We start from the raw sequence: 26,874 nt of genomic DNA on the forward strand, positions 1-26,874 counted from the left end.
TCCGTTGGTTATACGGTTCCGCCGGCGAGTTGGGATCGGTCGTCGATGAAGTTGTTCTCGGGTGATTTCGACGGTGATCGGCGTGCCGATGTGGGAATGATGTACCGCTTCGGTGACGGCGCGATCGGTATGTTCACGGGCCTGTCCGACGGCGCCGGCCACATCCAGCCCTTCACGGGCAGTACGCGCGTCCCCGCCGGTGCGGGCTGGAACTGGAACGCCATCCAACTCCCCTGACCGCGCGGATCGCACGCCCACGGCACGTCGTCCTCACGAAGGAAGAGACATGTTCACACTTCCCGCACGCACGGCGAGGGCTTCCGGTTTCCTGGCCGCCACGGCCCTGATCACCCTCGGCGTCGTCCCCGCCACCCCGGCCGCCGCGGCGACGGGACCCGAGGTTGCCACGGACAAGCACCCCTACGCGGTACGACTCACACTCGGCGGCGAAGCCGACGGTCGCGCCTGCACCGGGACGCTCGTCGACCGGTACTGGGTCCTGACCGCCACGAGCTGCTTCGCCACCGTCCCCGGCACCACCGTTCCCGCCGGCCCACCCGCGATGCGTGCCACCACCACCCTCGGCGACGGCAGGACCCTCGGCATCACCGAGCTCGCGCCGCGCGACGACCGTGACGTCGTCCTTGCCCGACTGGCCTCACCCGTCGTCGGCGCCACCGGGGCGAAACTCGCCACCTCCGCCCCGACCGCCGGAGCCACCCTGAGCGCGGCCGGATTCGGCCGCACGAAGACCGAGTGGGTGCCCGACAAGCCGCACGCCGCGGCGTTCACGCTCAACAGCTCCGACGCCACCTCCCTCACCCTCACCGGCAAGGGAACGGACGCGATCTGCAAGGGCGACACCGGTGGCCCCCTCCTGAACGCGGCCGACGAACTCGTCGCCGTTAACTCCCGCTCCTGGCAGGGTGGTTGCCTCGGAACGGCCCCCACCGAATCCCGCACCGGCGCCGTATCCGCCCGCGTCGACGATCTCGGACCCTGGCTCCGACAGGTCACGCTCGCCACCGCCTCCATCGTGAACACCCTCAGCGGCAAGTGCGCGTACGTCAGCTGGCGCACCCCCGAGAACAGCGCACCCGCCGTCATGGTGGACTGCGACCCGCAGTACATCGACCAGATCTGGAGGTTCGTGCCCGTCCCGGGCGGCGGTCACCTGATCCGCAACGAGTTCACCGGCCGCTGCCTCTTCGTCTCCTGGCGCACCCCCGACGACGGAGCACCGGTGCAACAGTTCGACTGCAACCCGCAGTACAACGACCAGATCTGGAAGCTGGAACCGGTCCCCACCGGCGGCTACCTCATCCGCAACGCCCAGACCAACCGCTGCATGCTGGTCTCCTGGCGGACCCCGGACAACGGGGCACCCGTCGTCCAGGTGGGCTGCGACCCGCAGTACATCGACCAGGTCTGGAAGCTCTGAGAGCCCGGAGGGCGCGGAGGACCTGACCGGTCGGATGAGAACGCCGGCCGGTGAGGTGTCACGTGACGAGACCGCGGCGACACCTCACGTGTTCACCTGTCTCCGTACGACGTACGTCGTACGGACGTCGCAGAGTGCGGCCGGGGCCGTCCCTCCCATCCGGGATGTCCCCTCCGCCCTGTGGCTGTCAGAGGCGTCATGCACAGTGGAAGAGGCGATTCCTCGACGACCGGGGTGACCTCATGACACACGCGATCAGAGCGGAGGGTCTCACCAAGACCTTCAAGGGCACGGCCGCGCTCAAAGGACTCGACCTCGAAGTCCCACAGGGCACCGTTCTGGGCCTGCTGGGACCGAACGGGGCAGGCAAGACCACGGCGGTCCGGATCTTCGCCACGTTGCTGCATCCTGACGGGGGCCATGCCGAGGTCGGCGGCTACGAGGTGGTGCGCCAAGCCCGCCGGGTCCGGTCCCTGATCGGCCTCACAGCCCAGTCCTCCGCGGTGGACGACAACATGACGGGAACCGAGAACCTGGTGATGATCGCGCGCCTTCTCGGCATGACCCGCCCCGACTCGCGCTCGCGGTCCGCCGAACTGCTGCGGCGCTTCCACCTGGAAGAGGCCGCGGGGCGTGCCGTGAAGACGTACTCCGGCGGGATGAGGCGACGCCTCGACCTCGCGGCGAGCCTGGTGGGGCGCCCCCGCGTTTTGTTCCTCGACGAACCGACCACCGGGCTCGATCCCCACAGCCGCGGCGAGGTGTGGGGAATGCTGCGCGGTTTGGTGTCCGAAGGCATGACCACCCTGTTGACCACGCAGTATCTGGACGAGGCCGACCGGCTCTCCGACAGCATCGTCGTCGTCGACCAGGGCTCCGTCATCGCCCAGGGCGCTCCTGACGAGCTGAAGTCGCAGGTCGGTGGGCAGGTCCTCAACGTGATGCCCGTGGAGGCCGCCGAGCTGGCGAGGGTCCGCGCGCTCGTGACGCAGGAAGCCGGCGCTCAGGCCGTGATCGAGGACCATCGCGTCATCGCCCCCGTCACCAACGACACGCTCATGCCGGGGGTGGTGCGACGCCTCGACCAGGCGGGCATCGCCGTGGCGGAGCTCACCCTGCGTCGTTCCTCGCTGGACGAGGTGTTCCTGGCCCTGACCGGTCACACGGCACAGGCGGCCGGCCCGAAGGCGTCCGACGACGACTGCACGCCCACAGGAGGTCCGTCATGACCGCCACGAACCTCCCGGGGACGACTCCCCGCGTGGGCAACCGCGTCCACGTGGGCGCGGCGCTGAGGCAGACGGCCACCATGGTGTGGCGGAGCCTGATCTCGGTGAAGCACAACCCATTGGAACTCGTCGACTACAGCATCACGCCGATCATGTTCGTCTTCCTCTTCACGTACGTCTTCGGCGGACAGATGGCAGGCTCGCCGCAGGACTACCTGCAGTACGCGCTCGCCGGGATCATCGTGCAGAACACCCTGTTCATGAGCGTGTACACCGCGATGTCGCTCAACGCCGACCTGACGAAGGGTGTGTTCGATCGCTTGCGCAGCCTCCCCATCGCCCGTGCGGCGCCCCTCTACGGACGCATCGTCGCCGACCTCGCGAAGCAGCTCTGGGCGATGCTGCTGATGATCGGTCTCGGCACCCTGCTCGGGTTCACCCTCACTGGCAGCGCCCTGGGCTTCCTGGGCGCGACGCTCCTGCTCCTGACGTTCGCCGCCGCCGTTTCCTGGACGGCCGTCCTGATCGGCATGCTGGCGGGCGACGCCGAGAAGGTACAGGTCTTCGCCTTCACGATCATTTTCCCGATCACCTTCGCGAGTACCGCCTTCGCCCGGGTCGAGACCATGCCGGGATGGCTGCAGGCATGGGTCGAGTTCAACCCCGTCACGCACCTCTCGGACGCCTTCCGGGGGCTCCTGCTGGGCACCCCGGTCGGCTCGTCCGTCATGTGGTCACTGCTCTGGGCCGCGGGCATCACCGCGGTCTTCATGCCACTGGCCCTGCGCGTCTACAACTCCCACGGCCGCTGACACGGCCTCCTGCCCCAACGCGCTCGCGGCAGCCGATCCTCGTAGGAGCCGTGCTCGGTCACGAGCGGTCAGGCGGCGGCCGGTCCGTGCATGACCGGAGTGATGTCGCCACCATCGGTGCGTTACGGATCGGCACTCAGGTGGCCAGCGCAGGGACGGGAGTGGCGCCGGGGAGGTCGAGGAGCGGCGTGTCGGTACTGCCGAGGAAGCCGCGGCGGCCTCTCTCTTCGTCCTGGCCAACGCCTACGTCACCGGCACCACGCTCGCGATATACGGTGGCGCGGCACTGGTGTGACACAGGCGCCACGACAACCCTGAACGCACTCCTGCGCCGGTCGAACCGGCGCAGAAGCCACCAGGCTTCGGCACCTCGCAGCCACCACCGGCAGCGGCTCTCCGACCCTCCAGCGCATGGAACGCGAAGTCACACCGGAGTGCTAGAAGGGGTCCGCATCGATCACGAGCCTGCCGGTGGCGGCTGAACAGACTTCCCAGCGGTCGCCGGTCCGGCGGAGGTCCAGGACGACCGCGATCGGTCCACCCGTCTTCGGCTTGAGGTCCACATTGACGGAGGCGCTATCGCCGCTCTCGGTGGAGGAGACGATCTCGTGCTCGAAGACGGGAGCCGAGAACCCTCGAAGGGCGACCGCCGGGTCCTGCTCCACCTGCGGGCAGCCGCTTTCCGGCCCGCGCATCGGTGCGGCCCCCTCGCCACCCACCGCGTCCAGGTAGGAGTCCACCGCCCGGTGGAGCGGGCTGCGCCCCCACATGTCGGTCCCCGCGAAGACCACGGCCACGACGATCGCGGCCACCACCAGCGGCACGCCCACCGAGAGGGCCACCAGCCACCGGCCGGCCCTTTGCCCACCCCGCGTCATTTCTGCCCCCTTACGTCGGGACCTCGCGCCCCCGCACCCAGTACCCGCTAGGACGCGACCGGACGCGCCTCCGTTCCCGCCCCGGGCTGCGAAGCGGTCCCGGCGCGCAGGAGCAACCCGGCTCACCATGAGGACCGGGATCTTCAACCTGCTGTGGGCGTTCGTCGTCGTGCTGATGATCGTGCGCCCCGGGTCCACGACGGAGGCGTGAACGGCATGCGGGGCAAGTCGCGGTATTCCGATGCCGGACGCGCACCCGGCGTTCATCAATCGACCGGTATATGTACGATCCGGAGTACGACGCTCTCGCGGCGGCACGATCAAAGACGATCGCCTACGGGGGTGGTACCCGTATACCCCGACGCCACTGCGGCCCTTCGAAGAGCCGCATCAAGGTGTCGATGCCAGTGGCTACCGGGCTCGACTGCACGCTCTGTAACACGGCTCAGAGCGGATATGACTGCACACAGAGGACTTCCGGTGGACTTTTCTCACGTCATTGGCCTGCTGGGCGAGCCCCGGTTCGACGGATTCTCGGACGCTGTCTCCGACCCGGCGTGGGAGCGGCTGGAAGGCGAACTGGGGACGGTCCTCCCGGAGGAGTACAAGTCCTTCGTGTCGGCCTACGGTCCGTGCGTGCTCCACGGGACCTTCTACGTGTCGCACCGTCGGGGCGTCGCGCTGAACCTCCCGGGTTTCATCAACCGCGTGTCCCGGGAGGCGCGGGACTCCCAGGGCTACCACCCCGATGAATTCCCGTACGCCGTCGCCCCCGAGCCCGGGGGACTGGTCCCCGTGATCACCACGCTCGACGGCGACCTGGTGTTCCTGCGGCCACCCGGCGACGGCGCCGACGAGTGGACTGTCATGATCCGCTGGGACACGTTCCGGTGGGAATGGCACCGCACCGGCTTCGTCGCGTTCCTGGAGCGCGTACTCGGCGAACCCGATGAGATCCCGCTCATCAGCCGGGAATCCTTCGAATGGTCTGAGGTCCCCTACGAAGTGAGCGAGTACCAGGAAGCGGACACACCGTCCTGACCCGCTCCGTTCCAAGACGCACGAAGACCCCGCTCAGCGGCGGGGTCTGAGAGGTCGGTTTCGTCCGATGCTCCATCCCGAGATCGGCTGTTTGACGGCCTTCTTCGGGTCGCGCCAGGAGATGGTGCCCTCGCCGCTGAGTCGCCGGGCCATGAGTTCGGTCACGGCAATGCGGATCACGGTTTCGGACCGGGTGGGCAGGGTTGCGTAGTCGCGGGCAAGGCGGCGGCGCTTCGCCATGCTTCCGGCGTACCGCGCCGGACCGAACGCGCCCGGGCGCACACCCGCGACGGTGGAAGCACGACCACGTCCACGACGTCGTCGAGGAGTTCGTCGTCGCGCCAGGCGTCCGCCCCACGGAGGAACAACAAATGGGCACTCCAGGTGAGAACGACCTCTGAACGGCCGCACATCCTTGGGTCTGTGGCCGTTCGCTTGTCAATCAGAAGGGAGGCTCGAGATCGCCGCGGCCATCGCTGTGTGGCCCGCAGTCCCAGGGCTCCTCCTGAAAAGGTTCAACTTCAGATACGTCGTGGCCCCATGCTTCGAGGGCCTTCCAGGCAATGCGCCGATCAGGGGCGTCGCTGCTGGTGTTCAGGATGCGTCGCGCGTGCACGGCGAGGTGATCGCGGTGCTGGGCCAGCGCGGGGTGCTCGGCGAGGATGAGCGCGGCGAGGCAGGCGGCGTCGCGCACGTCCTCGTGACTGTCCTGTAGAAAGGGCGCGACGGCTCGGTAAAGCATCGGGCGCAGGTCCCGGAAGCGGGCCACGAGGCCACCGGGGGCGAGGAATCCAGGGAAGTACTGCCCAACGCGGTCTACGAAGTCGTCGGAGGCGTCGCAGGCCGTGGAAGCCAACCAGTTCAACAATGTCGCGCGGATGGGGACGCTGCGATAGGGCCGGAGGGTCATGGTCGCCGGGTGGGTGAGGATGCCGGCGACATACAGGGCAACGGGGGCGGTGGCTTCGTAGACGGTGTTCTGGTGGCCGACCAACTCACTCAGTTCCGACAAAGCGGTGACCTGCACCTTGGGATCAGGCTCCAGCAGCCGTGCCAGGACTTTGGGCAGGCACTCGCCGTTCCCGAAAGCTGTCTGGAGCGAACGCCAATCAGTCTCCGCCAGGACTACCTGGTGGGGCGGCAAGTCAGGCTCGCGGGGCGCCCCGGCCGTGAGGCTGCTGTGGTTCACAGGTCAAAGCTAGATCAGACTTCTGACACGAGTTCCGTCCGGGCCAGTTGGAAGCCGCTGCCTTTCCGGGGTGACGGGTGCGTTTGGGCTGGTCAGGAATGGGTCGACGCTTTAGCGGCAAAAGACGAGGTGCTGTGTCGTCTCGGCGGTGGAGCCGAGCCGTGGGGAGCGGCTACGTGCCGCACGCCTATATGGTTCGGATTTGATCATCGGACGGTGTGAAGAGTGAGGGGCGCGGGCGTGCGCGGATGGAAGAGCATCATCGGGGCTTCGGGCATGGTTGTGGCGCTTGCGGGGTGCGGTGGTGGCTCTTCGGAGTTGACGTCCGAGCCGCTCGGCAAGGACACGGGAATCCGCTACGAGGAGCCGCGGGTGCCCACGGTGAAGGGAATGACCTGCGACCGTGTCCGGGGTTCGCTCCGATACGGGCTCCGTGCCCGGACCGTCGACACGTTGCCCAAGCACCAGGGCAAGAAGGATTCCGAGGAGTACACCTGCCACGGACCGGACCGGATCAGTCTCGCCGTCCAAGGTCGCACCGTGGCCGCACCTCACATCGCGGCCGAGTACGACCTCTACGCGGCCGTCCCGGACCCGCTCAAAACCGTCAAGGACGTGTACGCCAAGTCTCTGGCGCAGGAGAGGGAACGCACCCTGGTCGGCGAGGCCACGACGGTCACCACGCAGACGGCCGCACTCACCTGCCAGCAGAACGTGTGGAATTCGCACCCCATGACCACCTGCCTGTGGGCGAACCACGGAGCGGTCGGTGCGGTCGACGTCTTCCCGCCTGCCGGCCGCCACCCCGACATCTCGGAAGCGGTCGACCGCACCAAGGAACTCATCGCGACCGGCCTGGTCGAATCCCCCCGCTGACCACATGCGACCGCGTACGACCGCGGCGGACCGCACGAGCGTGCCCACCGGCCAGGCGGATCCGCTCGTCCTGGCGGGCGGGTAGTGGTCCTTGCTCGCTGCCGTGTCCCGCCCGCCGGCCCTCAGACGTCCCCATATACCCGGCGGGCCGACCCGCACCCCTCGGCCCCGGTGGTCAGGGCTGCACCCCCCACCTCCGAACGTACTCCGCGGCCGCTGGCACCAGTGCGGCAGTCTGCCGGCAGGCGGCCGGGGGAGGGAGCCGGCCGTTCGCGCGCGGCCGGGTGCCAGTGGGGCTGACAGACGATCACACGCGCACGTGCGTGCGGGCTGCGGACCATGTTCGGCCGCACGGTGGAAACCGTGCTCGGCACGACCGCCGTGGCGCAGCCGGCCGGCCTCGTCGACCACCTCGACCTGGACGGATCCGTCGTCCTGCTCGACGACCCTTCCGGCGTACATGTCGACCGCGGCACCCTGAACCTGCCCACGGCGCCCACCATCGGCGCTTCACCCCTTCATGGCTCTCACCGAGAGGATTGACATGCGGCTGCGCTGCGCTGTGCTCGACGATTTCCAGGACGTGGCCACCGTGGTGGCCGACTGGACTCCCGTGCGGGACCGGGTAGAGGTCACCAGCTTCACGGAACACTTCACGACCGAGGACGAGTTGGTCGCCGCGGTATCCGACGTCGACATCATCGTGACCCTGCGCGAACGCGTTTCCTTCCCGGCCTCCCTACTGGAGCGGCTGCCCCGGCTGAAGCTGCTCATCGCCTCGGGCATGCGCAACTCCGTCATCGACTACGCCGCCGCCACACGACACGGCGTCACCGTCTGCGGCACCGGCAGCGCCTCCACCCCACCGGTCGAGCTCACGTGGGCGCTCCTGCTGGGCCTCGCCCGCGGCATCGTCACCGAGAACAACGCCCTGCGCACCGGTGGACCCTGGCAGTCCACCGTCGGCGCAGACCTGAACGGCCGCCGCCTGGGACTGCTCGGCCTCGGCAAGATCGGCAGCAAGGTCGCCCAGGTCGCCCTCGCCTTCGGCATGGAGGTGACGGCGTGGAGCCACAACCTCACCAAGGAACGCGCGGACGAGGTCGGCGTCCACCTGGCCTGCTCGAAGGAGGACCTGCTGCGCACCAGCGACTTCGTCTCCGTCCACCTGGTGCTCGGCGACCGCACCCGGGGCCTGCTCGGCGCCCCCGATCTGGCCCTGCTCAAGCCAACGGCCTATCTGGTCAACACCTCGCGCGCGGACATCGTCGACCAGGACGCTCTGCTGGACGCGCTGCACGGGGGCCGGATCGCCGGGGCCGGCATCGACGTCTTCGACATCGAGCCGTTGCCCACCGACCACCCCATGCGGACCGCACCCCGGCTCCTCGCCACCCCGCACCTCGGCTACGTGTCGCAGAGCAACTACCGGACGTACTACGGCCATGCGGTCGAGAACATCGAGGCCTACCTGGCCGGCGCACCGATCCGACGCCTCGGCTGACGCCCTCCCTGCCGCTGGGCTGGGGTCGTCGGTTGCCGTGCGGAGTTGACCGGTCTGGGGGAGGGGGGCCGGGGTGGTTCGTGTTGTGGCGGCCTCCCACCGGTGGGAGGGTGTCCGCCGGGCCCGGGCACGGCCTTGATTACCCTTGGCCGGGGCGGACGTTCTCTGCCGTTGCGGATCGGGGGGCAAATGCGCGTAGCGGTGTATCTCGCACATCCACGTGCGGGGAGTTTCAACCATGCTGTTTTCGACGCCGTGGTGGGGGAGTTGCGCGAGCGGGGCGCCGAGGTAGTGGCGCATGACCTGTGTGCGGAGGGCTTCCCGGCGGTGCTGTCCGCCGATGAGACGGGAACGGTCGAGGAAGCGGTGCGCGCCCAGGAGGGGCAGGTGGCCCTGCACCGTGCGGAGGTGGCGACGTTGGACGCCATGGTGTTCGTCCACCCGAACTGGTGGGGTATGCCTCCGGCCGTTCTCGCGGGCTGGGTGCAGCGCGTGCTCGTGCCGGGTGTCGCCTACAAGCTGGGCACTGCGGAGGGCGAACCTGTCGGGCTCCTGAAGGCGGGCAAGGCCCTCGTGCTGAACACGTCCGATACTCCGATCGAGCGGGAGGACGGAGAGTTCGGCGATCCCTTGCAGAGGATCTGGTCGGCCTGCGTCTTGCCGTACGTCGGGGTGAGCGAGGTGCGCCGGGTCGTCTTCCGGACGGTCGCCGACTCCACGGAGGAAACGCGTAGGGACTGGCTGGACCAAGCCCGTCAGCAGGCGGCCGCGCTCGTGGCCTGAACCGGCAGCGGCCACCGCGGGCCCATCGCCGGGTTGCGGCCCTGGTGGTCAGGGTCGCAACCCGTGCGTCCGAACGTACTCCGGGCCCGAACCCACCGGCGGGCCTTTTCGCCGACGGCCGCGGACCGCCGCCTCATCCCTTCGCGCGCGGCCAGGTGCCAGTGGGGCGCGACGGGAACAGGTGCTGGGGGTGACGGGTGCGTGGCGGCTATCGGACGGCCGGCCGAATCGCTTGGCGCGCCGTTCTCCACCTCGGGTTCAACCGCCGGTCAGCTGGGGTGGCAGTGGGTCTGGTTGTTCAGCACCGCGGTGAAGAACCCACCTGTCGAAACGGGCGGCCTTCGACGGGTGGTTCTCCGACAGAATGTCTCGGCCGCCGGCGCCGCTCGGCAACCGGCCGGCCTCTCTGCCCGGCCGGTGCTTTCATTTGCCGGCCAGTCGTAGGGTCCATGCGCCGAGCGCCGTGACGTCGAGGTAGTAGGGGCCGGGTCCGTGGAGTCGGCTGGTGGCGGTGGAGCGGTGCTCGCCGGCCGTGTTGAAGGGCAGGTCGACCAGGCTGCCGTCGGCGTCGAGGACGCGTACGACGAAGTGGCCCGCGCCGGTATGGGAGCCTGCGACGCTCAGGGTCCCGGTAGCGGTGAACGGTCCTTCGAGCCGGTCCCCGCGCCCTGCGTAGGCCTGTGGCAGGTCGGCGGGGGCGCCGCCGGGCGGCGGCCCGAGCCGTACGGTCCACGCGGAGTCGGCGTCCACCTTCAGGTAGTGGGCTCCGGGCGGGAGCGTAACGGCGCGGGTGCCCTCGTACGGGCCGAAGGCGGTCACGGGAAGAGCCTCGGCGCGGCCCTCGGGGTCGAGGACGGTGACGGTGAAGGCGAGGCGGCAGGCGGGGCAGGAGGCGGTGACCAGGGTGAGGCCTGCGGGCGTGGTGAAGTTCCCGGTGGCCTGGTGCCCGGTGCCGGTGAACTCCGCCGCCACGGCCCCGGGGGTTGTGCCGGGTGCCTGCGGGGTGCCGGTGATCGGGGTCTGCGGCGGTGAGGGCGAGCGGCCCGCCGTGGCGGGCGTGGCGGCTCCCGGGGGGTCGGGGGAGGCGCCCCGGTCCGGGCCTTCGCCCGTACGCGACAGCAACAGGCCGGTGACGGCCAGCGCGGACAGCACGGCGAGGGCTCCCAGGAGCAGGGCCCACGCACGTCCGCGGAGCCCGCCCCGCTGCGCTGGGTGGTCCGGGTCCCCGAGAGGCTTGCCCAGGCTTCATCAATGGGTTGTGCGGTCCCGGGTGCAGGACGTCTGCGTGGATTCGGGTCCGGACGTCGGGCTCGTCGGGATCCCGGCGCACGGGGTCCACACCGGATGTGGCCCGGGGCGTCTTCAGCGCGGCCATGACGGCCTGGACGGTGTCCTCGTTGCCGCCGGTGGTGTCCACGACCACCAGGCGGGGCTCCGCGATGTGCTGCTGGGCCACCGCGGGGGCGGTGCGCCTTCGGCACGGACGGATTCGCGGCGGGTCCGGCGCGGTCGGGTCCGGGCCCGGTTCCGGCGAGGCCGACTCGGCCGGCGCGGGCGTGGGCGCGGGCGAGGCCGCCCGGTGGCGGGCGCGGTCGGCCTTCGTCCGGGCCGCCTCCAGGGTCCGCCGGTCCTCTTCTTCCGGCCCGCACAGCAAGGCGAGGTGGTCGACCACGGCGAACTCCTGCGGGACGGTCGGGCCCGATCCGTAGCGGTGGAGGGTGGACGCGCTGACGCTCAGCCGCCGGCCCAGCGCCTCGTATCTCCTCCCGTTTCACGCCTTCACCGTGCGCGCGAGCCCCGCGAACTCCTCGGCGGCGGTGTCCTTCGGTATTCCACCCCCCTCGGCCCGGCGTTCCATCCTTCACGTTCTTGCAGGTCAGCGGGGGTGGAATGGTTCCGGGACGGTCGGTGGGCGCGTGATCGTTGCGGTCGGGGGGCGTCGGCTGCAGGCTGGTTGAGCACTGATCGAACGAACGACCCGACGGGGGATCCACCACCATGAACCAGCTCCGCACCGCACTCGCCGCCGCGGCCGCTGCCGCACTGGGCCTCGCGGCCTTCGCCGCAGCCCCGGCGCAGGCCGCTGCCCAGCCCGCTTTCCTCGCCGCCTCCCAGATGCCGGCGTCGTCGACGCCGTGGACCGCCACCCAGATCTTCAGCGGCGTCCCGGAGAACGGCGGCGTCCTCTGCGCCCCGTACAAGATCCCGGCACAGAACACCCGCTACCGCGAGTTCAGCACCGAGCTCGACACCAACGGCGTCCAGGTCACCACCGTCGCCCGTACCGAGGCCGACGCCGTGAAGCTGGTCGACACCCTCCGCGGAGCCCTCGCAGGCTGCGGCCCCCTGCTGGAGCAGCAGAACCCGGGCCTGCAGGCCGTCAGCGCCTCCCACGGCAAGCTCGCCGTCGAGGAGGGCGCCTGGGTCTACAGCCTGGACACCGCCGACCCGCAGATCGGCACCTCCGACATCCACCTGTTCTCCGTCGGCCGCGACGGCCGCACCGTCACCCTCGTCCGCTGGGGCCAGATGGGCGACCTCAAGGACGCCCCGCTGACCGCCTTCCGCACGACGACGAAGACCGCCGTCAACAAGCTCCACTGACCCGGGGCGGGGCTCCCCCGAGGGCTGACCACAGCTCGACAGCGGCGCGCCCGGGAACCCGAGCGCGCCGCTGTCGTGCCCACCTGCCCCGCCGGCGGCGACCACTTCCTGGCCTTCACCAGCACCGTCTGCACTCTCATCTGCTACCACAGACTCGCCAAATGGTCTCTGAGCCGCCCCCGACTCCTCATCCATCCTCGGACGCCACGACTCCACCGGACGCCTGTGCCCCCATCGGCCGCACGGTCCCCCTGCGCCCCGACCCGGCCCGCGACCTGGCGCAGCGCCTTTCCCCGACTCCGGCCACCCCTGGACCGGCGCGACGTTCTCCTCGGCCCGGGGCACCCGCGACCTCCTGGACACCGGCCTCGTCCGGCCCGACCTCGTCGCGGATTTCAGCGCCGACACCTCCATCGACCGCGGCGTCTACCGGCACCCGATCCGGTACGGGGGACGCCTGGACATGGGCATGAAGGACGTGCCCCGGTTCGGCGGAGGTCCGGCCACGGCCGCCGGGTTTCGGGCAGCAGCCGCGCCCAGGTGGCCGGTTGCTTCTGTTGCTGCAGCCACCGTCCGATGTCGTCGCCGTTCCACAGGACGCCGGGGGCGATGTGGGGCAGCTGTCCGTCGGCGTGGAACAGGTCGGCGAGGACGCGGTGGTGGCGTTGCCAGTCGAGTGGCCAGGGGCAGTTCCAGTCTGTGTCGATCGCGGTGAGCTGCGCGGCCCGGGTGGTGGCGGTGTCCGGGTCCTTCCCGAGTCCGTTCTTGGCGCCTGTGCGGCGGCGATTGGCCATGTGCCGGCCGATGGGCACCAGGCATCGCCCTCGCCCCACACGGCGTCTTGCCGGGGCGCCCGATGGCCCGTGGCCCGCCGGTATGCCCGGAGTGTGGCGAGCTTGTTCTCCCACGCCTCTTCGCCGGGTCCCAAACCATTCCGGCCTCCGGCGCGTCGAGCAGTTTCTTGCGCCTCTTCGAGCTCGCCGGTGCGCAGGGCCTTGCGCTGTTGGTGCACCCACCGGCCGAGGGGGAACGTCTTGGTGACGCCGACCTCGACCTCGACCTCGACCTCGACCTCGACCTCGTATGGGGCGGCATGCAGCGGCAGAGCCCGAGCCCCGACAGCAGATGTTCACCACTTGGGGAGGCCACCCGGCACGTCGGGGATTCGAAGCGTGGCGTTACACATCGTGGCGGTGCACAGTCCCGCGCCGCGGATGAGGAAATACGTGGAAGGTCCGCCACAGAGCTGCGATGATGCCTCCTGCTTTCTTCGCGGAGGACATTTGTTCGTTTTCGTGTGTGCGGGATGTGGCGCCGAGCTGACCATCCCGCTGTCCCCGGTCGCGCTGCCGGTTCATGCCCATCAGAAGTACGGGAACGGGATCCAGCTCCCGGTGCTCATGGAGTCGGGCACATTCGCCGTGGAACCGGAGCCCTGGGGGCCGCCGTGGCAGAGGTGGGAGCAGCTCGACCCGGACGAGGCGGCGGCCCGCGGTATCTACGCTCCGCTCTACGCCTTGTCCGACAGCGCACCCGGCACCGTCGTCATCGCTCCCGGGGATGCCCGCGGCACCGTGTTCATCCCACACGCGGCAGGCGGCTACTGCTGCGGCCTCGACTGGGGTGACGGCCCCAACATGGCCTGCGAGGCGTGTGGCCTGCCGGTGGCGAGCCGGATCGATGACTGCTCACTCTGGCAGGCGGTCTGGCTCGCGCCGGACGCGGTGCACCGCCTCCCCGTCGACTACGCCGACTCCGCAATCGTCTCCTGGGAGGAACTGCTGGAGGAGGGAGTAGCCACGCCCCCGATGGAGCCGATCAGCAGATGGGGCTCGCCCCGCGGGCTGGACCACTGGTGGTCATGGAGCCCACAGTGGGAAGCGGCAGCCGGGCCGGCCCTGGCCCACCTCCTGGCAGCTTCCGACGGCCGACCGGTGACGGTCCCGCCCGGCCTGATCACGCAAGTGTTCCAACGCGCCCTCGACGCCATGCTGCCCGCAAACCAGGCAGCGCGACGCGCCGTTCTGGCCGGTCCGGGACTGTCCGCCCCCGGCCCGGACGCCGACATGATCCTCGTGCCGACCCACCCGCAGACGGGGGAACTCTGGAGCCCGGCGGGCCCGGACACATCGGCACACCCGGTGCCACTGCCGTTCGGGATATGGATGTGGATGGTCTTCCCGAAACCACACCTCCCCCTCCCCACCTCGGGAACCATGCCCGACGGCGTACTGCGCGACGACCCGCCCCCGCCACGCCCCTACCACCTCTTCCGAGTCGACCCCGGAACCTTCCAGCACACCCTGGCCCGATTGCCGGCAGTCCGCAGCACGTGGCTGCGCGAGATCCTCGACAACCTCACGCACCACGTGCAAGCCGGTCTCTTTTAGCCGACGGCAGACAACGCCGGTGCTCACACTCCGGAGCTGCGCAATGGACAGCACCAGGCAATCGTGCCTCCCGAAGTGGCGAACATCTGCTGTCGGTTCTCGGGCTCTGGCCCGATCCTGTGGTGGTCCCTCCAGGGCCGGGGCCCTCGTGAGGTTCGCGGATGGTGGGCAGCTGACCGCGGTCTCTTCACGTTCGGCCGGTTGCCCCGTGACCTATACAAGCAGGGGCCCGTTCACCAGCCATGCGAAAGATCATCACTTGCGGCCTGCTGGCTGCCGCGGCCCTTTCCGCCGCCACGCCCGCCTTCGCCGACAACGACAGCAACTTCGGCAGTGGGGTCAACGCGGCGAACAACTGGAACTTCACGGCCGCTGACGTGTGCATTCAGGAGCTTGCCGTGGTTCCCGCCCTGAGTGACTGGACTGGCAACCACAAGAACAACTGCTCCAATGGCAACGTCATCGACCACTCCGGCGACGCGCTGCCGCCCGGTCACTGACCGTACTGCATCAAGGGAACCCCGCCCCGGCGCGATCGGTGGATCCTGCGGCCGAGGCCCTACTCAGCCGTGGCGGGGCTCACCACAGGAGTTGAGCCAGAGCCGGTTCTCGTGAACAAAGCCAGTGAGTGCCTGTTCATGACTGCCGCGGGCGACGGTGATGTGCTGGGTGTTTATGATCCTTGCCATGGTGAGGAGAGCCCGAGTGATGTGCGGTGTCGACGATCCCGTGAAGGAGGCGGCGTCGGCCATCGCCGGTCTGACGGAGCGGTACCCGTATCTGGTGACCGTTCCCCGCTCGTATCCGGGGTTGGCCGGGTGCGAGGAGCACATCCAGGCTGCTTTGCCGCACTACCCGCCGGGTTTGTCAGTGGTGCTCTACGGCCTGCTCGACCCCGAGAGCGCCGAAGCGGCCCGGCAGACGCTGAGCGGGCTCGTGATGAGATCCCCGATTCACATCAGCCCAGCGATGCCGGTGTTCCTTCCGTACGTGCTGCGTCTGGCTGCCGATCCTTCGGTGCCCCACCGGGAGATGCACTTTGATCTGGCCGTGGTCGCGGCAGCCCTGTCAGAGCCGATCGACCCCGGCAATCCACAGGACCTGCGTCTGAACGGACCCGAGGAAGAGCACCCCGAACGCGCCTTGTGTCGGGCGGTGTTCCGAGCCAATGCGTCATGGGTGCGGCAGCTCCTGGCCGACGAACAACTCCAAGCGGGCGAACCACTCCCGGAGGACCTCCTGATCTCACTGCTTGCCGCTGCCGGGCTTCCGCAGGACGGAACGGGCTGAAGGGGGAAGCTGTGAATGGGTGCTGCGGTGGCACCATATAGGCATCGGCGAGGACGGGCGGGCTGCCCCTGCTCCTGCTGCCCGGCGATAGTGATCATGGCTGTCGCGAGGTGCCCAAGCTGCTGCCGTCGGGCGCCCATCAGCAACTTCGCCGGCGCTGGCCTCATTACCCGCTTTCCGGAGGGGAAGCCGCCGGCCTGAGGGCCCGGCGGCGTGGGCCGGTGTGCCCGTCCGGCCCGGCACTGTCCGGCCGGAAGCCGACCGGATAGGTTCGAGATCATCATCAAGGCCGGTCCCGGCTTTCTCCCAGGGGGTATGTCGTATGGCGTTCCGTAAGTTCCTCAGTGCGTTGGGGGTCAACGCGCCCGAGGTCGAGACCGTGCTCGACGAGCACCAGGTCCAGCCTGGTCAGGAGCTGTCGGGCACGGTCACCGTCCGGGGCGGCGCCGTGGACGTGGAGATAGAGCGTTTCCAGGCCGAGTTGGTGGTCCGTTTTGAGAACCATGGGGCCGAGGCTCGCTACCTGCACGTGTTGGAGGCCCGGGAGTTCGGTGCGCCCTTCACGTTGGCGGCCGGGGAAGTCCGTACTCACACGTTCGCCTTCCAGCTGCCGCTGGGCATGCCGCTCACCCATTCCGACGGGGAGCGGCTCAAGGGCGCGTACAGCGCGGTCCGTACCGAGCTCGCGATCGACAACGCCGTGGACCGCGGGGACCTTGACGAGGTCGAGGTGCACGCTCTGCCCTCGCAGGCGGCCGTGCTGCGGGCCTATCAGGCGCTCGGCTTCCGGCACGTGGACACCGAGGTCAAGCCGGGCCTGGCGATGAACTCCCGACAGGAGGTGGACTGGTGGCAGGAGTTCGAGCTCGCCTTCCCCTCTGGCTACCGGCCCGCGATGCTGGAGATGATGATCGTCACCCTGCCCGAGTTCATCGACGTGTGCGCGGGGGGCTGGGCTCCCCGGCTCACCCTGACCCACGAGGAGGCCGCGGCCGACCAGGAGGAGCTCAACGCCCGGCTGGAGGCGCACATGAAGAAGCAGTACGGGGCGTGAGGCCGCCCCGCGGACGGCACACGCGGCTGGCGCCGTCCCTCACGGGATCACCCTGGGAGCCCGCCTCCGTCGCCACCGCCTTCGCCCACCGGTAGTCGGCCTTCACGCTGGGGGAGCGCTGGATCTGCGGGGCGATCACCAGCTGGCGGGGGACCTCTTGTGCCCCGCCAGCCGGGTGCGGCAGTGCGTCTATCGGGTGTGTGAGTGGTCGGCCCTGCACGCGACAGGCCGCCGAATGGCCACCGGGCTTCGTCGACCACGACGACCCGACAGCATGCTGGTCCCACCTGAACGACACCGAACGGCACCGTCTGTGAACGCGCCCGGCGTCTGTACCGGGACGCGTTCTGGAAACTGAAGGCCACGCACCTGCAGGAGGCCGGTCACGGCCGCGACGAGCGCTGCACAGGCTGCGTCGCCCTGCCGGTCGCACCGGTCGATGGGGGTTCTGATCCGCGGGACCGCCATGGGTCGGGACGGGTCCGTGGAGGGCCTTGGTCCGTCTGCCGGTGCGGCTTTCGGTAGGAGATGCCGGGCGGGAAGTGCCGACGTACGGTGGGATCAGGGGTGTCCCGTCATGTGAAGAGGGGACTGTCATGGGAATGCGACCGTCTGTTCTGATCGCAGTTGCCATCTCCCTGTTGGCCGTGCCCTTCGCGCCTACGGGCCCGGCTCTGGCCGGGGCCGCGTACTGCACCGACGCGGGGGTCAACAACTCGCTGGTCTTCTACGACTCGAAGACCGGCGCCGCGGTCACAGGAACGCTGACGGCCGGGAAGTGGCAGCAGAAGGCTACCTTGACGCTGCCCGCCGGCTACTCACGTGCTGCGGCAAGCCGCGACACCCTGCTGCTTTACAACTACGGCACCGGAACCGGGGAGACCGGCCACTTCAAGAACGGCCTCTACACACGTGTGAAGACGTACAACGACTTCAGCCCCGGCTGGGACAACATCGAGGCCACCGGCGATTCCGTGCTGGCCTACAACCGCTCCACCGGCGCTGCGGGCTCGGGCTGGCTGATCGACGGTCTCTACCGTCACGTACGGTCCTACCCCGGCCCCAGGCCCACCTGGGACCAGATCGCCGGTTCCTGCGACACGCTGATGTTCACGCGCGGCTGGTGGAAGGACCTGGGCAGGCTCTCCGGCAGTGAGATGGAATACGGATACCTCCACTTCGGCTCCTACACCTACAAGGGAGGCAGACCGCTCCCCGATACCGTCTTCTTCCCCGACGGCAGCAGCACCCGGGGCGGCGGGCTGGGGCCTGTGGTAGGCACCAGGGACTCTCTGTTCAGCATGACGGGGGTCAGCATCAGGGAGAGCAGGTGGCAGTTCCGCGTCGCCACGGCGAGACTCGGCACCGTCGGGCCCCTGGTCGATGTAGGCGACTCGTCCGGCTGGCACATGGTGGCCCGCGCCGGGGACAGCCTGCTGTTCTACGAGTCCGACGGGGGCACCGCGCGGGCCTACTCGGCCACCCTGGTCAAGGGCCACTACACCAACATCGGCCCCGTCGACGCCGTCCCGACAGGCGCCTCACTGATCGAAGGCGGCGTGTAGGGGCCCCTCCCACACGGGCGTTCTCCACCCTCGCAGCGGCGGGCAGGAATCGGATTGACGGCGAATGGGGTATCTGCCGTACGGGCAAGGCCCGGGTTCCCCCCGCTGCGGGTGGGGGGAACCCGGTCCTTGTTCGTAGGTGGCCGGGTCAGGTGGCGGGGTTGGTGGAGGCGGCTGCCGCGTGCGGCGACTGGTCCGTGCGGGACTGGGACGGGCACGACATCCCCACGCGTCACGTCACCCGCGACTTCGGCTGGCTCCACGTCTCCTCCAAGCACAACATGCACAGCGAGAAGGCCAACGACGCGCCCTACCACGGAACCGCCGACAAGGTCACCGGCACGCGCGCCGAGTACTGGGGAGTCGTGGCCACCAATAGCGGCCAGGTCCGGACGCGCACCGTCTCCGTCGCCGAACGCGGCACCCGCGGCCCGGCCGGACCACAAACCCCCGACAGGCGCCCCCTGGGCACGGTCACCGCCTACTGCGTGGGCCAGACCCTGTGCCCCGACTGGGTCAACAACCTGTAGCCACCGGCACACCTCGACCCGCGCGGGGAAGGCTGAAGGACATGGACGCGCACTTCTGCGAAGCCCTGCTGGCCCTGCGCAGGTTCATCGGCGTACCGCTGCCCGGCACCGACTGGCGCCTGCGCGCCATGGTCCACCCGGACCCGGAAACCATCCGGGTCCGCCTCGACGACACCACCGGCCACACCGTCACCGTGGACCTGCCCGTCCGCTACGGCCGCGAGCACGGCACCTGGTGGTACACCGGCGCCCTGCGCCACACCGCGACCTGGCTCACCGAAACGACCACCCCCGCCCCCGGGCCGGACGGCCTCCCCTACGTGGACGTCACGACCCTCGTCGCCACCGTCGTCCCCGAAGGGACCGAGGTCACCCTCGACGACGGCATCGACTACCTGATCGCCGACCTCGCCGGCGACCCCCTCTGGCACCACGCCGTGCCCTCCATCGCCCCCGACCTCTACGTCCTGACCGGCTTCGACCACCACCGACCCGACACCGTCCGCGTCTACCTCACCCACACCAACCACACCATCGGCATCGACCTCGCCATCCGCGACACCACCGGAACTCCCCGCACCGTCGGCTGGTGGGCCACCACCAAACTCACCGCCCTGCTACGCCCGGACGAGCCGACAACCCTGGCAGCGCACCGCGCCCATGATGTGCGGGACCCGCTGTGCGAAGCGGTCTACGACCTCACCCACTGGGCGTGAACGCCTGCCACACGGCGATGTGATCAGAGCTAGAAGGGGGTTTCGAGGAGTATCCGTCTTCGCGGGTATCACCGGATGCGAGCCTTCCTTCGACGGCCGCCGCCTCTGTGGCGGTGCGTTGCTCGGTCGCGGTGGGGTGGGCGGCTATCGCCTGTTCCGCTTTCCCCCGCCGGAGCAGGATCTCGAACAGGGCCTCGCGGGCTTGGAACGTGCCGAGGTCGCGCAGTTGGGTTTCGGCGGCGGCGAGGTGGCCGCCGGTGCTGAGAAGGTCGGCTTTGACGAGGCGGGGGTCTGTCCACGGGTCGGGGTGGGCCTCGACCACGGCGATGGCCTCGTCGGCGCGGCCGAGATCGGCGAGAGCGAAGGCCCGCGAGTGGAAAGTCTCGGCCTCCGCGTCTCCGCGCGACTACTGTGCTGCTGGTGGATCGTCGTGGCCAACGAAGGGGGCTGAGTTGTGCTGACCACTACGCACCCGCCGTAGGTGCCTCTGGAAAGCCCAGAGGGCCCTACGGAGGCTCTGAATGTCTCGAACTGTCCGCACGACTCCCAGGCGACTCCGCGTCCAAGAGGGCGCATCGGAGTCCATGTCGCTGTACGACCTGCGCTATGCGAATGCTGAACTGGCCCGGGCGGCCCGCGAAGGCCGTCGTCCCGCCCCGGCGAAGACGCTGCGCCAGCTCACCTCTTGGCAGTGGATGGTGCTTCATTGCAGGAAGGGTTCGTTTTCCGCCGAGATCGCGACGGCTGAGGGCCGGGCCCGACTCCAGGGTCGACTCGACGCCCAGCGCATCCGCGGACTGCACCGCGCTGGCCACGAACTTGACGACGCAGCCATGCCGCCGGTCCGCCACCGTCATGGTGTGCTCTGGAATGCCTGGTAGAGGCGAAGCACCCAGGACTGGCCGGCACTCGCGACCATAGGAAGTGCGCACCGGTGACGGCCCTTCGGGCGGAGGGCCGTTAAGCGGGAACTGGAACTCCTACAGTTGCCCCGCCCCCGGCGCTGGACCCTTGGCAACGACACTCGCCACGATCCGTCCTCTACCCCACGGGCCGACGCCCCCTCGTCCACGGCACCTTAGGCGCTCAGCCCACCCCTCTCTGTCATGGGAGGTTCAAGCTCGCGCATGCGGGAGGCGGCCCGGATCCGGCCGATTGCCCACACGGGCCCCTCCTGATGCGGGATCGTCTTGGCAGGGGGCGGATGGCGCCCGTGGTTTGGGGAGGTGCTGGTGGATAAGGACGAGGTCTAGGACTTGTCCGGGCGATCTCCGAGACAACGGTCCCTGGCACCTGTGAATCTCATTTTCGAGGGTCACGCCGAGTGAGGTAGAAGGGCGGTATGGATACCGCCGTTCTTGAGCAGATGCTGGACGAGACGTTCGATCACGCTGTCGTGCACCACGGATACACCAACTACATGCGCGACTACGAGGTCATCGTCTACGCGACCGCGGATCCCCGTACCGGCATCATGTCGTCCCACCTGCGGTATCTCTTTCGGTACTGCGTCGAGGTCCGGTGCGAGACGTCAGTGCCGGGGGAGACCTGGCGGGTCTCTTTGGACGACCGGCTCATCGAATCCGAGACCGACGCCGACCTCGACGGATACGTCTGGGGCGTGAAGTGGCACTGTCTGTACCCGGGAGCCAAGCTTCTCCCTCAGTCGGAGGCGACCAGCCGCTGGTCGAACGCCCTCGGGGTCGACTTCCATGAAGTACGCATTGAGACCAACGCGCACAACCTGACCTTGCTCTTCTCGGACCTTCAGGTGAGCGAGGTCCCGCTCGGATACGCACCCTTCGTCACCGAGTAGGTGGCAACGTTCGTATGACCTTGTGACGGGCGTGTGTCCGGGTCGTTTTTCCTGTCATGGGGCGGGGTGATCTGAGTGATGCGGAGTGGGAACGGCTGCAGCCGTTCCTGCCGGTCAGCAACAGGCGTTGCGGCAGGTGGCGGGACCACCGGCAGGTGATCGACGGGATTCTGCACCGAGTGCGGACCGGCGTCCAGTGGCGGACTTGCCGGAACGATTCGGGCCGTGGAAGACGGTCTACGAACGCCATCGGCTGTGGTCGGCCGACGGGACGTGGGAACGCCTGCTCCAGCAGGTCCAGGCCGCAGCGGATGCAGCGGGTGAGATCGACTGGGACATCTCGGTCGACTCCACCATCGTGCGGGCGCATCAGCACGCGGCCGGCGCCCGCACCGAGCCGCCACCGGCTCCCGCATCAAGGGGGGCCGCAGTGGGGGAACACCAGGGCGAGACACCGTGGCAAAGTCTCGTCGCCCGCCTGGTGGAGGTGGTGCAGGAGGTGAGGGCCTGGGCCGCTCGCGCGGCGGGTTCACCACCAAGCTCCACCTGAGCGCGGACGGCCGCTGCCGCCCACTGTCCCTGATCGTCACACCAGGTCAGCGGGCTGACTGCACGCAGTTCCAGCCGGTGTTGGAGAAGATCCGCGTCCCGAAGATCGGACTAGGCAGGCCCCGCAAGAAGCCTGACAGCATCGCCGCCGACAAGGCCTACAGCAACGGGCCCTGCCGTGATTACCTGCGGCGCCGGGGCATCCGGCACACCATCCCGGAGAAGACCGACAGCCAGGCCGCCCGCCTGCGCAAAGGCTCGCGCGGCGGACGGCCACCCGGCTTCGACGAAGAGCGGTACAAGAAACGCAACACCGTCGAGCGGGCGATCAACCGGCTGAAGCAGCACCGGGCGGTGGCCACCCGCTACGACAAGCGCGGCTATGTCTACCTCGGCACGGCCACCGCAGCAGCCCTCACCATCTGGCTCCGAACATGATCGCCCGGACAAGTCCTAGCCGAACGCCACCTCCACATCGGCCGGGGTCAGCCCGATCGAGACGTGGACGAGCTCACCCGCAGGCGAGAATCCCATCATGCAGTGCGGATTCCCGATCCAGCGGCTCACGTCTGCCGACCTCAGTTCCAGGTCGAGCCCGTTGGGGTGCAGGCGGGGCGCCGCCATGCCGACGTCTCCTCCCGGCTCCTCGTCCTCCTGGATTTCGACGAGGGGAACACCCGATTCGAAGTCAGGGGTCTCGAGGGGATCGGACTGCCGAAGCAGGCTTCCTCGGGGGGCGTCCACGACGATCAGTTCGACGAGTTCCCCAGAGGCGCGATCGACCTTGACCTCGAGGAGGCAGCCCCCCACGTTCAGCATCACGCTCTTCGGGGAATCTGAAAGCCGGGAGTACCCCGGCCACGTGAGCGTCACGGGAATGTACTCGTCGACTTCGACTGTCGGACCCCCGTCATGGATCACTCCTGCAAAAGAGATCGTCATCTCACTCGGTCCTCCTTGCGTGCTTGAGCGTGGGAAGGTCGCCCACCTTGCGGGGCTTGTCGACAATGAACTCCCAGCCCTCGCTGAGGATCTTCTCACCGTACCGGTTGCCGTCGCGGTAGGCCCTGTCCAGGGCACGCACCATGCTGGCCATCAGTTCGTCGGTCTTGTACTTCTGCATGTACCCCGAGCCTGCGCGCTGGATTTCCTCGAAGACGTGCTTCGTGGCGTTTCCGTGCACCCAGATCTCTCGTTGGGTCGACAACGACACGGTGAAGGAACGCGGGATCATCGTGCCCGGGTACAGCGGCTGAGTCGCGCGGATCCTGGTCCAGACGGGTGCCGTGGCCCAGCCGCCTCGTGACATGGCGAACGAGTCGACGGCAGCGCCGCCTGCCGAGAAGGCGAACGCTCCTGTGCCGGCCGCCGCCTCGGTGCCACCCCGTGCGGCACGCACGGCCTTCAAAAGGAGCCCGCCCGCCTTCCCCACGGGAATCGGCACGAAGGCGACGACGGCCATCGCACACGTCTTGATGTTCAGCGTGTTGTAGCAGTCGATGCCGTCCTGTGCGCCCGAGGCGAACATCATGCCTTCGGTGTAGGCCGAATAGGAGACGTACTGGCCCTCTTCAGCGAAGAGGGCACAGGCGATGGTGGCACCGGGTACGCACTGGTACGGCTGCTTTTCCTTGGCCTTCTCCGCTTCCTTGCGCAGCCTCTCTTCCTCCGCACCCAGGCGCGCTTCGTATTCACGGCGGTAGAGACCGAGGTAGGAGTCGTACGCCCGGTTACTGGCGGCCTCCGCGGCCGTTGCATGTTCGCCGGCCGAGACCGAGGCCTGGTAGGCACTGTCGGCTTCCTGGCGGGCCATGACGGCGGAGCCTTGGGCCCAGGCGTAGGAGCGCGCGGCGAGCTGGGCGGACACCTCGGCGTTGACCGCGTCCTGGGCCGCTCTGTTCGCCGCACCTCGGGCGGAATTGGCTGATGCCTGTGCCTTGGAGGCGGAGTCCGCGGCCGCTGCGGCGGAGACCTTGGCAGATTGCGCGAATCCGGCCGCGGCATCGGCGGACTTCTGGGCGGCGGCGGCCGCTTCCCGCGCCGCCTGTTCCTGGGCGTTGGCCAGGGCTGCGGCCTGGGCCGCCTTGAACGCGTTGCTCTGCGCGATGGACGCGACCCCCGCCGCGTCCGAGATCAGACGTTCGATCTCCTTGTTGTGCGTGTCGGCGAGGTCGTCCTTGTACTGGGCCGTGAAGCGGCCCTGCTGTACGAAGTCGCGGACGAGCGCCGGGGGGCCTGACAGTGCGATCTGGGCTTCGGCCTTGACCTCGGGGCCGCCCGTGCTGAGCAGGCTCATGGCGAGGACGCGGTCGTCGGTGGCCCGGGCTTCGTGCTGACCCCGGTTGAGGAAGCCGAGGAGAGATTCGGCGGTGTCGGTGGCCAGCGCCGCCTTGCCCACCTCCTTGACGGTGTTCCCTCCAACCGACATCACCTGCATGACCTTGACGCGGTTGTCCGTGCGGGCCGCGTCGTACTGGCCGGAGCGCAGGAATTCACCGATCTGCTCGGGGCTCTTGGTGAGTGCCTCGGTGGCCGCGGTGCGTACGGCCGCTGGCTGCTTGGAGCCCGTGAGGAGTTCGACCGCTGCCCGGTCGTCATCCTGAGACGCCCGCTTCCACCTGGTCCTCAGGTATTCGCGGACCTCCTCGTCGGTGCCGCTCAGCGCTTCCTGTGCCGCCTGCTTGGCCCACGGCCCGCGGAGTTGCGCCGTGGTGAGGGCCAGCTTGCGGCCCTGAGTGGCGAGTGTCTTGACGTCGACACCAGGCTTGGCCGCCTCGGCGCCGAGGCGGGCCGCTTCCGCCTCGACCGAGCCCCGGTTGTCGATCCGCTGGTTGGTCTTCGCCTGCAGCTCGTCGGTCTGCTGCTTGAAGTCCTTGGCCACTTCGGTGGCCTCGGCGGTGCGCTGGGCGCGGTCCTCGGCCTCCGTGGCCAGGACGATCTGATGGGCCTCGCGCGCCTGCTCCACCGCGTTCGTCGCCGTGTCGGCAGCCGTCTTCGCGTCGGCGGCGTGTTTGGTCGATTCGGCTGCGGCCTGTGCGGCCTGTCCGGCGTGGTCCGCGGCGCGGCGTGCCTCCGCGGCGGCGTTGCGGGCGTGGACCGCCGCAGAGGCGGCGGCTGAGCCCGCCTTCTGGGCGGCTTCCTTGGCCCTGCGGGCGAGAGACGCAGCGGCGTCGGCAGCGCGCTTGGCCTCGTTGGCGTGGCGACGTGCCTGGTCCGCCGCCTGGCGTGCCTCGCGCGAGTTCACGCCGGCGGCGGCTGCGAAGTCGTCCGCGTCGTCGGCGGCGTCAGCCGCTTCCAGGGCGTTTCCTGCCGCGCCGTAGGCCGCCTTGGCGGCGTTCTCCGATGCGTTGGAGGCGTCGGTGGCGCGGCGTAGGGCCTCCGCCGACATCTCGGCGGCCGCGGCCGCGCGGTCCGCCTCGTCGGCGAGCTTGCGGGCGTCGGCGGCCTTGCCCTCGTTGCCCCAGGCGTCCTGAGCCGCGCCGTACGCGCGGGCCGCGGCGTTGGACGCGCCGATGGCTGCTGCGGATGCCTGCGAAGCAGCGCTCGCCGCGATGCGGGCGGCGAGATTGGCCGCCTTGGCCGAGTTGATCGCAGTCTGCGCGGCCCGCGCGGCCTGGCGTGCGGCTTCGGCCGCCGTCGCCGCCGCGCTCGCGGCCTTGAGAGAGTCGTTGCGTGCGGCTTCGGTCTCCTTGGCCGCCCGCTGTGCGGCGGCCTTGGCCTCCTTCGCATGCTCGACAGCGTTCTTCGAGCTTTCCTCCGCCAGCTTCGTGGACCGCTCGGCCTGTGCGCCGGCGTCCTTGGCCTGCTGGGCAAGCTGCGAGACCGTGGCGTGTTCCTGGTCCCGATTGCGTGCGACGTGCTGCCCGACGTCCAAGAAGTCCTGGACGTCCTCGGGGCTGCCCTTGAGGGCGAGCTTGGCAGCGGCCTGGACGTTGGGGCCGCCGGTGCTCAGCAGGGACATGACCGCCACGCGGTTGTCCGTGCGGCGGACGGTGTGCTGTCCCTCGGTCAGGAAGGTGGTGACGTCGTTGGGGGTGCCTTCGAGTGCCTTCTTTCCGGCCTCGTACACGCCGGGGCCGCTGGTGCTCATGACCGAGAGAGCTTCGACCCGTCGGTCCTGTGCGAGCGGTGCCTGCCATCCCTGGACCAGGAAGGTCCGGACGGTTTCGGCATTGTTCGTCGCGAGCGCCGTACGGGCCGCTTCCCGCACACCGGTGCCACCGAGGCTGAGCATGCTGAATGCGTCCACCCGGTCGTCGGCGGTCCTCAGAGCCTTTTCCATGCCCAGGAACCGGTTGACGTCCTCGTCGCTGCCCGTCAGCGCGGCTTCGGCGGCGGCCTTCACGGCCGGGCCTCCCACGGCCCACAGGTCGACGACCCGGGCCCTGGGTGTCAGGGACGGTATGTCCCCGTCCTCGGCGGTAGCCGGAGAGGTTCCGACGAGTCCTGTCACCAAGGCCAGTGGGAGAGCCATCGCCGTGGCTGTGCGCACCCGGCGCATCCACGCTCGGCCGGGCCTTGGTCGCCTTGCGCCTGGGTGGCGCAAAACCATCCCCATATACATGTTCCTTACATTCAATTCCGAACGGCGATACGCCGAGCGGGAC

At 69.2% G+C, this 26,874-nt stretch carries 25 protein-coding genes and 4 pseudogenes; 21 read left to right on the plus strand and 8 right to left on the minus strand.

Annotated features, from left to right (window positions below):
* The 4 genes and pseudogenes from ACZ6ZI_RS29280 to ACZ6ZI_RS29295 form a co-directional block, all read left to right on the plus strand.
* A pseudogene (locus tag ACZ6ZI_RS29280) lies at positions 1-237 on the plus strand (hypothetical protein); the annotation flags it as partial.
* Positions 238-286: 49 nt separating this feature from the next.
* Entirely contained in the window at positions 287-1,441 is a 1,155-nt protein-coding gene (locus tag ACZ6ZI_RS29285) for an RICIN domain-containing protein (RefSeq protein WP_469525703.1), read from the plus strand.
* Positions 1,442-1,683: 242 nt separating this feature from the next.
* Complete coding sequence (locus ACZ6ZI_RS29290) at positions 1,684-2,670, plus strand: ATP-binding cassette domain-containing protein (RefSeq protein ID WP_469525705.1); 987 nt, start codon at positions 1,684-1,686, stop codon at positions 2,668-2,670.
* Entirely contained in the window at positions 2,667-3,482 is an 816-nt protein-coding gene (locus tag ACZ6ZI_RS29295) for an ABC transporter permease (RefSeq protein WP_469525707.1), read from the plus strand. The genes ACZ6ZI_RS29290 and ACZ6ZI_RS29295 overlap by 4 nt, the downstream gene beginning before the upstream one ends.
* Before the next feature lie 437 nt (positions 3,483-3,919).
* Here the strand turns inward: ACZ6ZI_RS29295 and ACZ6ZI_RS29300 are convergent, their stop codons facing one another.
* The gene (locus ACZ6ZI_RS29300) at positions 3,920-4,360 is read right to left on the minus strand and encodes a nuclear transport factor 2 family protein (RefSeq protein ID WP_469525791.1); all 441 of its coding nucleotides are present in this window, start codon (positions 4,358-4,360) and stop codon (positions 3,920-3,922) included.
* A gap of 480 nt (positions 4,361-4,840) precedes the next feature.
* Here ACZ6ZI_RS29300 and ACZ6ZI_RS29305 point away from each other — a divergent pair, with 480 nt between their 5' ends.
* Complete coding sequence (locus ACZ6ZI_RS29305) at positions 4,841-5,401, plus strand: SMI1/KNR4 family protein (RefSeq protein WP_469525710.1); 561 nt, start codon at positions 4,841-4,843, stop codon at positions 5,399-5,401.
* 33 nt (positions 5,402-5,434) lie between these two features.
* On the opposite strand, the gene ACZ6ZI_RS29310 is transcribed toward ACZ6ZI_RS29305, so the two are convergent.
* Both ACZ6ZI_RS29310 and ACZ6ZI_RS29315 read right to left on the minus strand, forming a co-directional pair.
* Positions 5,435-5,641 carry a hypothetical protein gene (locus ACZ6ZI_RS29310; RefSeq protein WP_469525711.1) on the minus strand — a complete coding sequence of 69 codons (207 nt, stop codon included), beginning with the start codon at positions 5,639-5,641 and terminating at the stop codon, positions 5,435-5,437.
* Positions 5,642-5,843: 202 nt separating this feature from the next.
* Positions 5,844-6,590 carry a hypothetical protein gene (locus ACZ6ZI_RS29315; protein ID WP_469525714.1) on the minus strand — a complete coding sequence of 249 codons (747 nt, stop codon included), beginning with the start codon at positions 6,588-6,590 and terminating at the stop codon, positions 5,844-5,846.
* A gap of 453 nt (positions 6,591-7,043) precedes the next feature.
* Between ACZ6ZI_RS29315 and ACZ6ZI_RS29320 the strand changes: the two genes are divergently transcribed.
* The 4 genes from ACZ6ZI_RS29320 (at position 7,044) to ACZ6ZI_RS29335 (ending at position 9,753) form a co-directional block, all read left to right on the plus strand.
* Entirely contained in the window at positions 7,044-7,466 is a 423-nt protein-coding gene (locus ACZ6ZI_RS29320; RefSeq protein ID WP_469525715.1) for a hypothetical protein, read from the plus strand.
* A gap of 339 nt (positions 7,467-7,805) precedes the next feature.
* Positions 7,806-8,009 carry a hypothetical protein gene (locus tag ACZ6ZI_RS29325; protein WP_469525716.1) on the plus strand — a complete coding sequence of 68 codons (204 nt, stop codon included), beginning with the start codon at positions 7,806-7,808 and terminating at the stop codon, positions 8,007-8,009.
* A 1-nt stretch (position 8,010) separates the two neighbouring features.
* Positions 8,011-8,970 (plus strand): D-2-hydroxyacid dehydrogenase family protein, encoded by a 960-nt coding sequence (locus ACZ6ZI_RS29330; RefSeq protein ID WP_469525718.1) that lies wholly within the window; start codon positions 8,011-8,013, stop codon positions 8,968-8,970.
* Between the two features lie 189 nt (positions 8,971-9,159).
* Complete coding sequence (locus tag ACZ6ZI_RS29335) at positions 9,160-9,753, plus strand: NAD(P)H-dependent oxidoreductase (RefSeq protein ID WP_469525720.1); 594 nt, start codon at positions 9,160-9,162, stop codon at positions 9,751-9,753.
* 423 nt (positions 9,754-10,176) lie between these two features.
* On the opposite strand, the gene ACZ6ZI_RS29340 is transcribed toward ACZ6ZI_RS29335, so the two are convergent.
* Positions 10,177-10,905 (minus strand): hypothetical protein, encoded by a 729-nt coding sequence (locus tag ACZ6ZI_RS29340; RefSeq protein ID WP_469525722.1) that lies wholly within the window; start codon positions 10,903-10,905, stop codon positions 10,177-10,179.
* Positions 10,906-11,089: 184 nt separating this feature from the next.
* Positions 11,090-11,425: pseudogene (locus ACZ6ZI_RS29345) on the minus strand (helix-turn-helix domain-containing protein); the annotation flags it as partial.
* 326 nt (positions 11,426-11,751) lie between these two features.
* Between ACZ6ZI_RS29345 and ACZ6ZI_RS29350 the strand changes: the two are divergent.
* The gene (locus tag ACZ6ZI_RS29350; protein ID WP_469525724.1) at positions 11,752-12,357 is read left to right on the plus strand and encodes a hypothetical protein; all 606 of its coding nucleotides are present in this window, start codon (positions 11,752-11,754) and stop codon (positions 12,355-12,357) included.
* A gap of 523 nt (positions 12,358-12,880) precedes the next feature.
* Here the strand turns inward: ACZ6ZI_RS29350 and ACZ6ZI_RS29355 are convergent.
* Positions 12,881-13,420, minus strand: a pseudogene (locus ACZ6ZI_RS29355) (helicase associated domain-containing protein); the annotation flags it as partial.
* A 220-nt stretch (positions 13,421-13,640) separates the two neighbouring features.
* Between ACZ6ZI_RS29355 and ACZ6ZI_RS29360 the strand changes: the two are divergent.
* The 11 genes and pseudogenes from ACZ6ZI_RS29360 (at position 13,641) to ACZ6ZI_RS29410 (ending at position 22,705) form a co-directional block, all read left to right on the plus strand.
* Positions 13,641-14,747 carry a hypothetical protein gene (locus tag ACZ6ZI_RS29360; RefSeq protein WP_469525727.1) on the plus strand — a complete coding sequence of 369 codons (1,107 nt, stop codon included), beginning with the start codon at positions 13,641-13,643 and terminating at the stop codon, positions 14,745-14,747.
* A gap of 242 nt (positions 14,748-14,989) precedes the next feature.
* On the plus strand, positions 14,990-15,247 hold the full coding sequence (locus ACZ6ZI_RS29365; protein ID WP_469525730.1) for a hypothetical protein: 258 nt from the start codon (positions 14,990-14,992) through the stop codon (positions 15,245-15,247).
* A gap of 187 nt (positions 15,248-15,434) precedes the next feature.
* Complete coding sequence (locus ACZ6ZI_RS29370) at positions 15,435-16,037, plus strand: hypothetical protein (RefSeq protein WP_469525732.1); 603 nt, start codon at positions 15,435-15,437, stop codon at positions 16,035-16,037.
* Between the two features lie 322 nt (positions 16,038-16,359).
* A complete protein-coding gene (locus ACZ6ZI_RS29375) occupies positions 16,360-17,091 on the plus strand; it encodes a sporulation protein (RefSeq protein ID WP_469525735.1) in 732 nt (243 codons plus the stop codon).
* A 602-nt stretch (positions 17,092-17,693) separates the two neighbouring features.
* Complete coding sequence (locus tag ACZ6ZI_RS29380; RefSeq protein ID WP_469525737.1) at positions 17,694-18,656, plus strand: hypothetical protein; 963 nt, start codon at positions 17,694-17,696, stop codon at positions 18,654-18,656.
* Between the two features lie 152 nt (positions 18,657-18,808).
* A complete protein-coding gene (locus tag ACZ6ZI_RS29385; RefSeq protein ID WP_469525740.1) occupies positions 18,809-19,186 on the plus strand; it encodes a hypothetical protein in 378 nt (125 codons plus the stop codon).
* A 41-nt stretch (positions 19,187-19,227) separates the two neighbouring features.
* A complete protein-coding gene (locus ACZ6ZI_RS29390) occupies positions 19,228-19,902 on the plus strand; it encodes a hypothetical protein (protein ID WP_469525742.1) in 675 nt (224 codons plus the stop codon).
* Between the two features lie 136 nt (positions 19,903-20,038).
* Positions 20,039-20,353, plus strand: a complete 315-nt coding sequence (locus ACZ6ZI_RS29395; protein ID WP_469525745.1) for a hypothetical protein — start codon at positions 20,039-20,041, stop codon at positions 20,351-20,353.
* A gap of 133 nt (positions 20,354-20,486) precedes the next feature.
* On the plus strand, positions 20,487-20,783 hold the full coding sequence (locus tag ACZ6ZI_RS29400; RefSeq protein ID WP_469525747.1) for a hypothetical protein: 297 nt from the start codon (positions 20,487-20,489) through the stop codon (positions 20,781-20,783).
* A gap of 461 nt (positions 20,784-21,244) precedes the next feature.
* Positions 21,245-21,718 carry a YxiG-like protein gene (locus ACZ6ZI_RS29405; protein ID WP_469525748.1) on the plus strand — a complete coding sequence of 158 codons (474 nt, stop codon included), beginning with the start codon at positions 21,245-21,247 and terminating at the stop codon, positions 21,716-21,718.
* A gap of 56 nt (positions 21,719-21,774) precedes the next feature.
* Positions 21,775-22,705: pseudogene (locus ACZ6ZI_RS29410) on the plus strand (IS5 family transposase).
* A 15-nt stretch (positions 22,706-22,720) separates the two neighbouring features.
* Here ACZ6ZI_RS29410 and ACZ6ZI_RS29415 read toward each other — a convergent pair.
* Positions 22,721-23,209 carry a hypothetical protein gene (locus tag ACZ6ZI_RS29415; RefSeq protein WP_469525751.1) on the minus strand — a complete coding sequence of 163 codons (489 nt, stop codon included), beginning with the start codon at positions 23,207-23,209 and terminating at the stop codon, positions 22,721-22,723.
* 1 nt (position 23,210) lies between these two features.
* The gene (locus tag ACZ6ZI_RS29420) at positions 23,211-26,831 is read right to left on the minus strand and encodes an ALF repeat-containing protein (protein ID WP_469525753.1); all 3,621 of its coding nucleotides are present in this window, start codon (positions 26,829-26,831) and stop codon (positions 23,211-23,213) included.
* Positions 26,832-26,874 lie beyond the last annotated feature (43 nt).

Source organism: Streptomyces sp. NPDC103540 (genome assembly GCF_055584445.1).

Bases quoted from the DNA above. Each gene is read 5' to 3' on its own strand.
- ACZ6ZI_RS29285 (WP_469525703.1), top strand. From the start codon at position 287: ATGTTCACACTTCCCGCACGCACGGCGAGGGCTTCCGGTTTCCTGGCC.
- ACZ6ZI_RS29290 (WP_469525705.1), top strand. From the start codon at position 1,684: ATGACACACGCGATCAGAGCGGAGGGTCTCACCAAGACCTTCAAGGGC.
- ACZ6ZI_RS29295 (WP_469525707.1), top strand. From the start codon at position 2,667: ATGACCGCCACGAACCTCCCGGGGACGACTCCCCGCGTGGGCAACCGC.
- ACZ6ZI_RS29300 (WP_469525791.1), bottom strand. From the start codon at position 4,360: ATGACGCGGGGTGGGCAAAGGGCCGGCCGGTGGCTGGTGGCCCTCTCG.
- ACZ6ZI_RS29310 (WP_469525711.1), bottom strand. From the start codon at position 5,641: ATGGCGAAGCGCCGCCGCCTTGCCCGCGACTACGCAACCCTGCCCACC.
- ACZ6ZI_RS29325 (WP_469525716.1), top strand. From the start codon at position 7,806: ATGTTCGGCCGCACGGTGGAAACCGTGCTCGGCACGACCGCCGTGGCG.
- ACZ6ZI_RS29330 (WP_469525718.1), top strand. From the start codon at position 8,011: ATGCGGCTGCGCTGCGCTGTGCTCGACGATTTCCAGGACGTGGCCACC.
- ACZ6ZI_RS29335 (WP_469525720.1), top strand. From the start codon at position 9,160: ATGCGCGTAGCGGTGTATCTCGCACATCCACGTGCGGGGAGTTTCAAC.
- ACZ6ZI_RS29350 (WP_469525724.1), top strand. From the start codon at position 11,752: ATGAACCAGCTCCGCACCGCACTCGCCGCCGCGGCCGCTGCCGCACTG.
- ACZ6ZI_RS29365 (WP_469525730.1), top strand. From the start codon at position 14,990: ATGCGAAAGATCATCACTTGCGGCCTGCTGGCTGCCGCGGCCCTTTCC.
- ACZ6ZI_RS29370 (WP_469525732.1), top strand. From the start codon at position 15,435: ATGGTGAGGAGAGCCCGAGTGATGTGCGGTGTCGACGATCCCGTGAAG.
- ACZ6ZI_RS29375 (WP_469525735.1), top strand. From the start codon at position 16,360: ATGGCGTTCCGTAAGTTCCTCAGTGCGTTGGGGGTCAACGCGCCCGAG.
- ACZ6ZI_RS29380 (WP_469525737.1), top strand. From the start codon at position 17,694: ATGCGACCGTCTGTTCTGATCGCAGTTGCCATCTCCCTGTTGGCCGTG.
- ACZ6ZI_RS29390 (WP_469525742.1), top strand. From the start codon at position 19,228: ATGGACGCGCACTTCTGCGAAGCCCTGCTGGCCCTGCGCAGGTTCATC.
- ACZ6ZI_RS29400 (WP_469525747.1), top strand. From the start codon at position 20,487: ATGTCGCTGTACGACCTGCGCTATGCGAATGCTGAACTGGCCCGGGCG.
- ACZ6ZI_RS29405 (WP_469525748.1), top strand. From the start codon at position 21,245: ATGGATACCGCCGTTCTTGAGCAGATGCTGGACGAGACGTTCGATCAC.
- ACZ6ZI_RS29415 (WP_469525751.1), bottom strand. From the start codon at position 23,209: ATGACGATCTCTTTTGCAGGAGTGATCCATGACGGGGGTCCGACAGTC.
- ACZ6ZI_RS29420 (WP_469525753.1), bottom strand. From the start codon at position 26,831: ATGTATATGGGGATGGTTTTGCGCCACCCAGGCGCAAGGCGACCAAGG.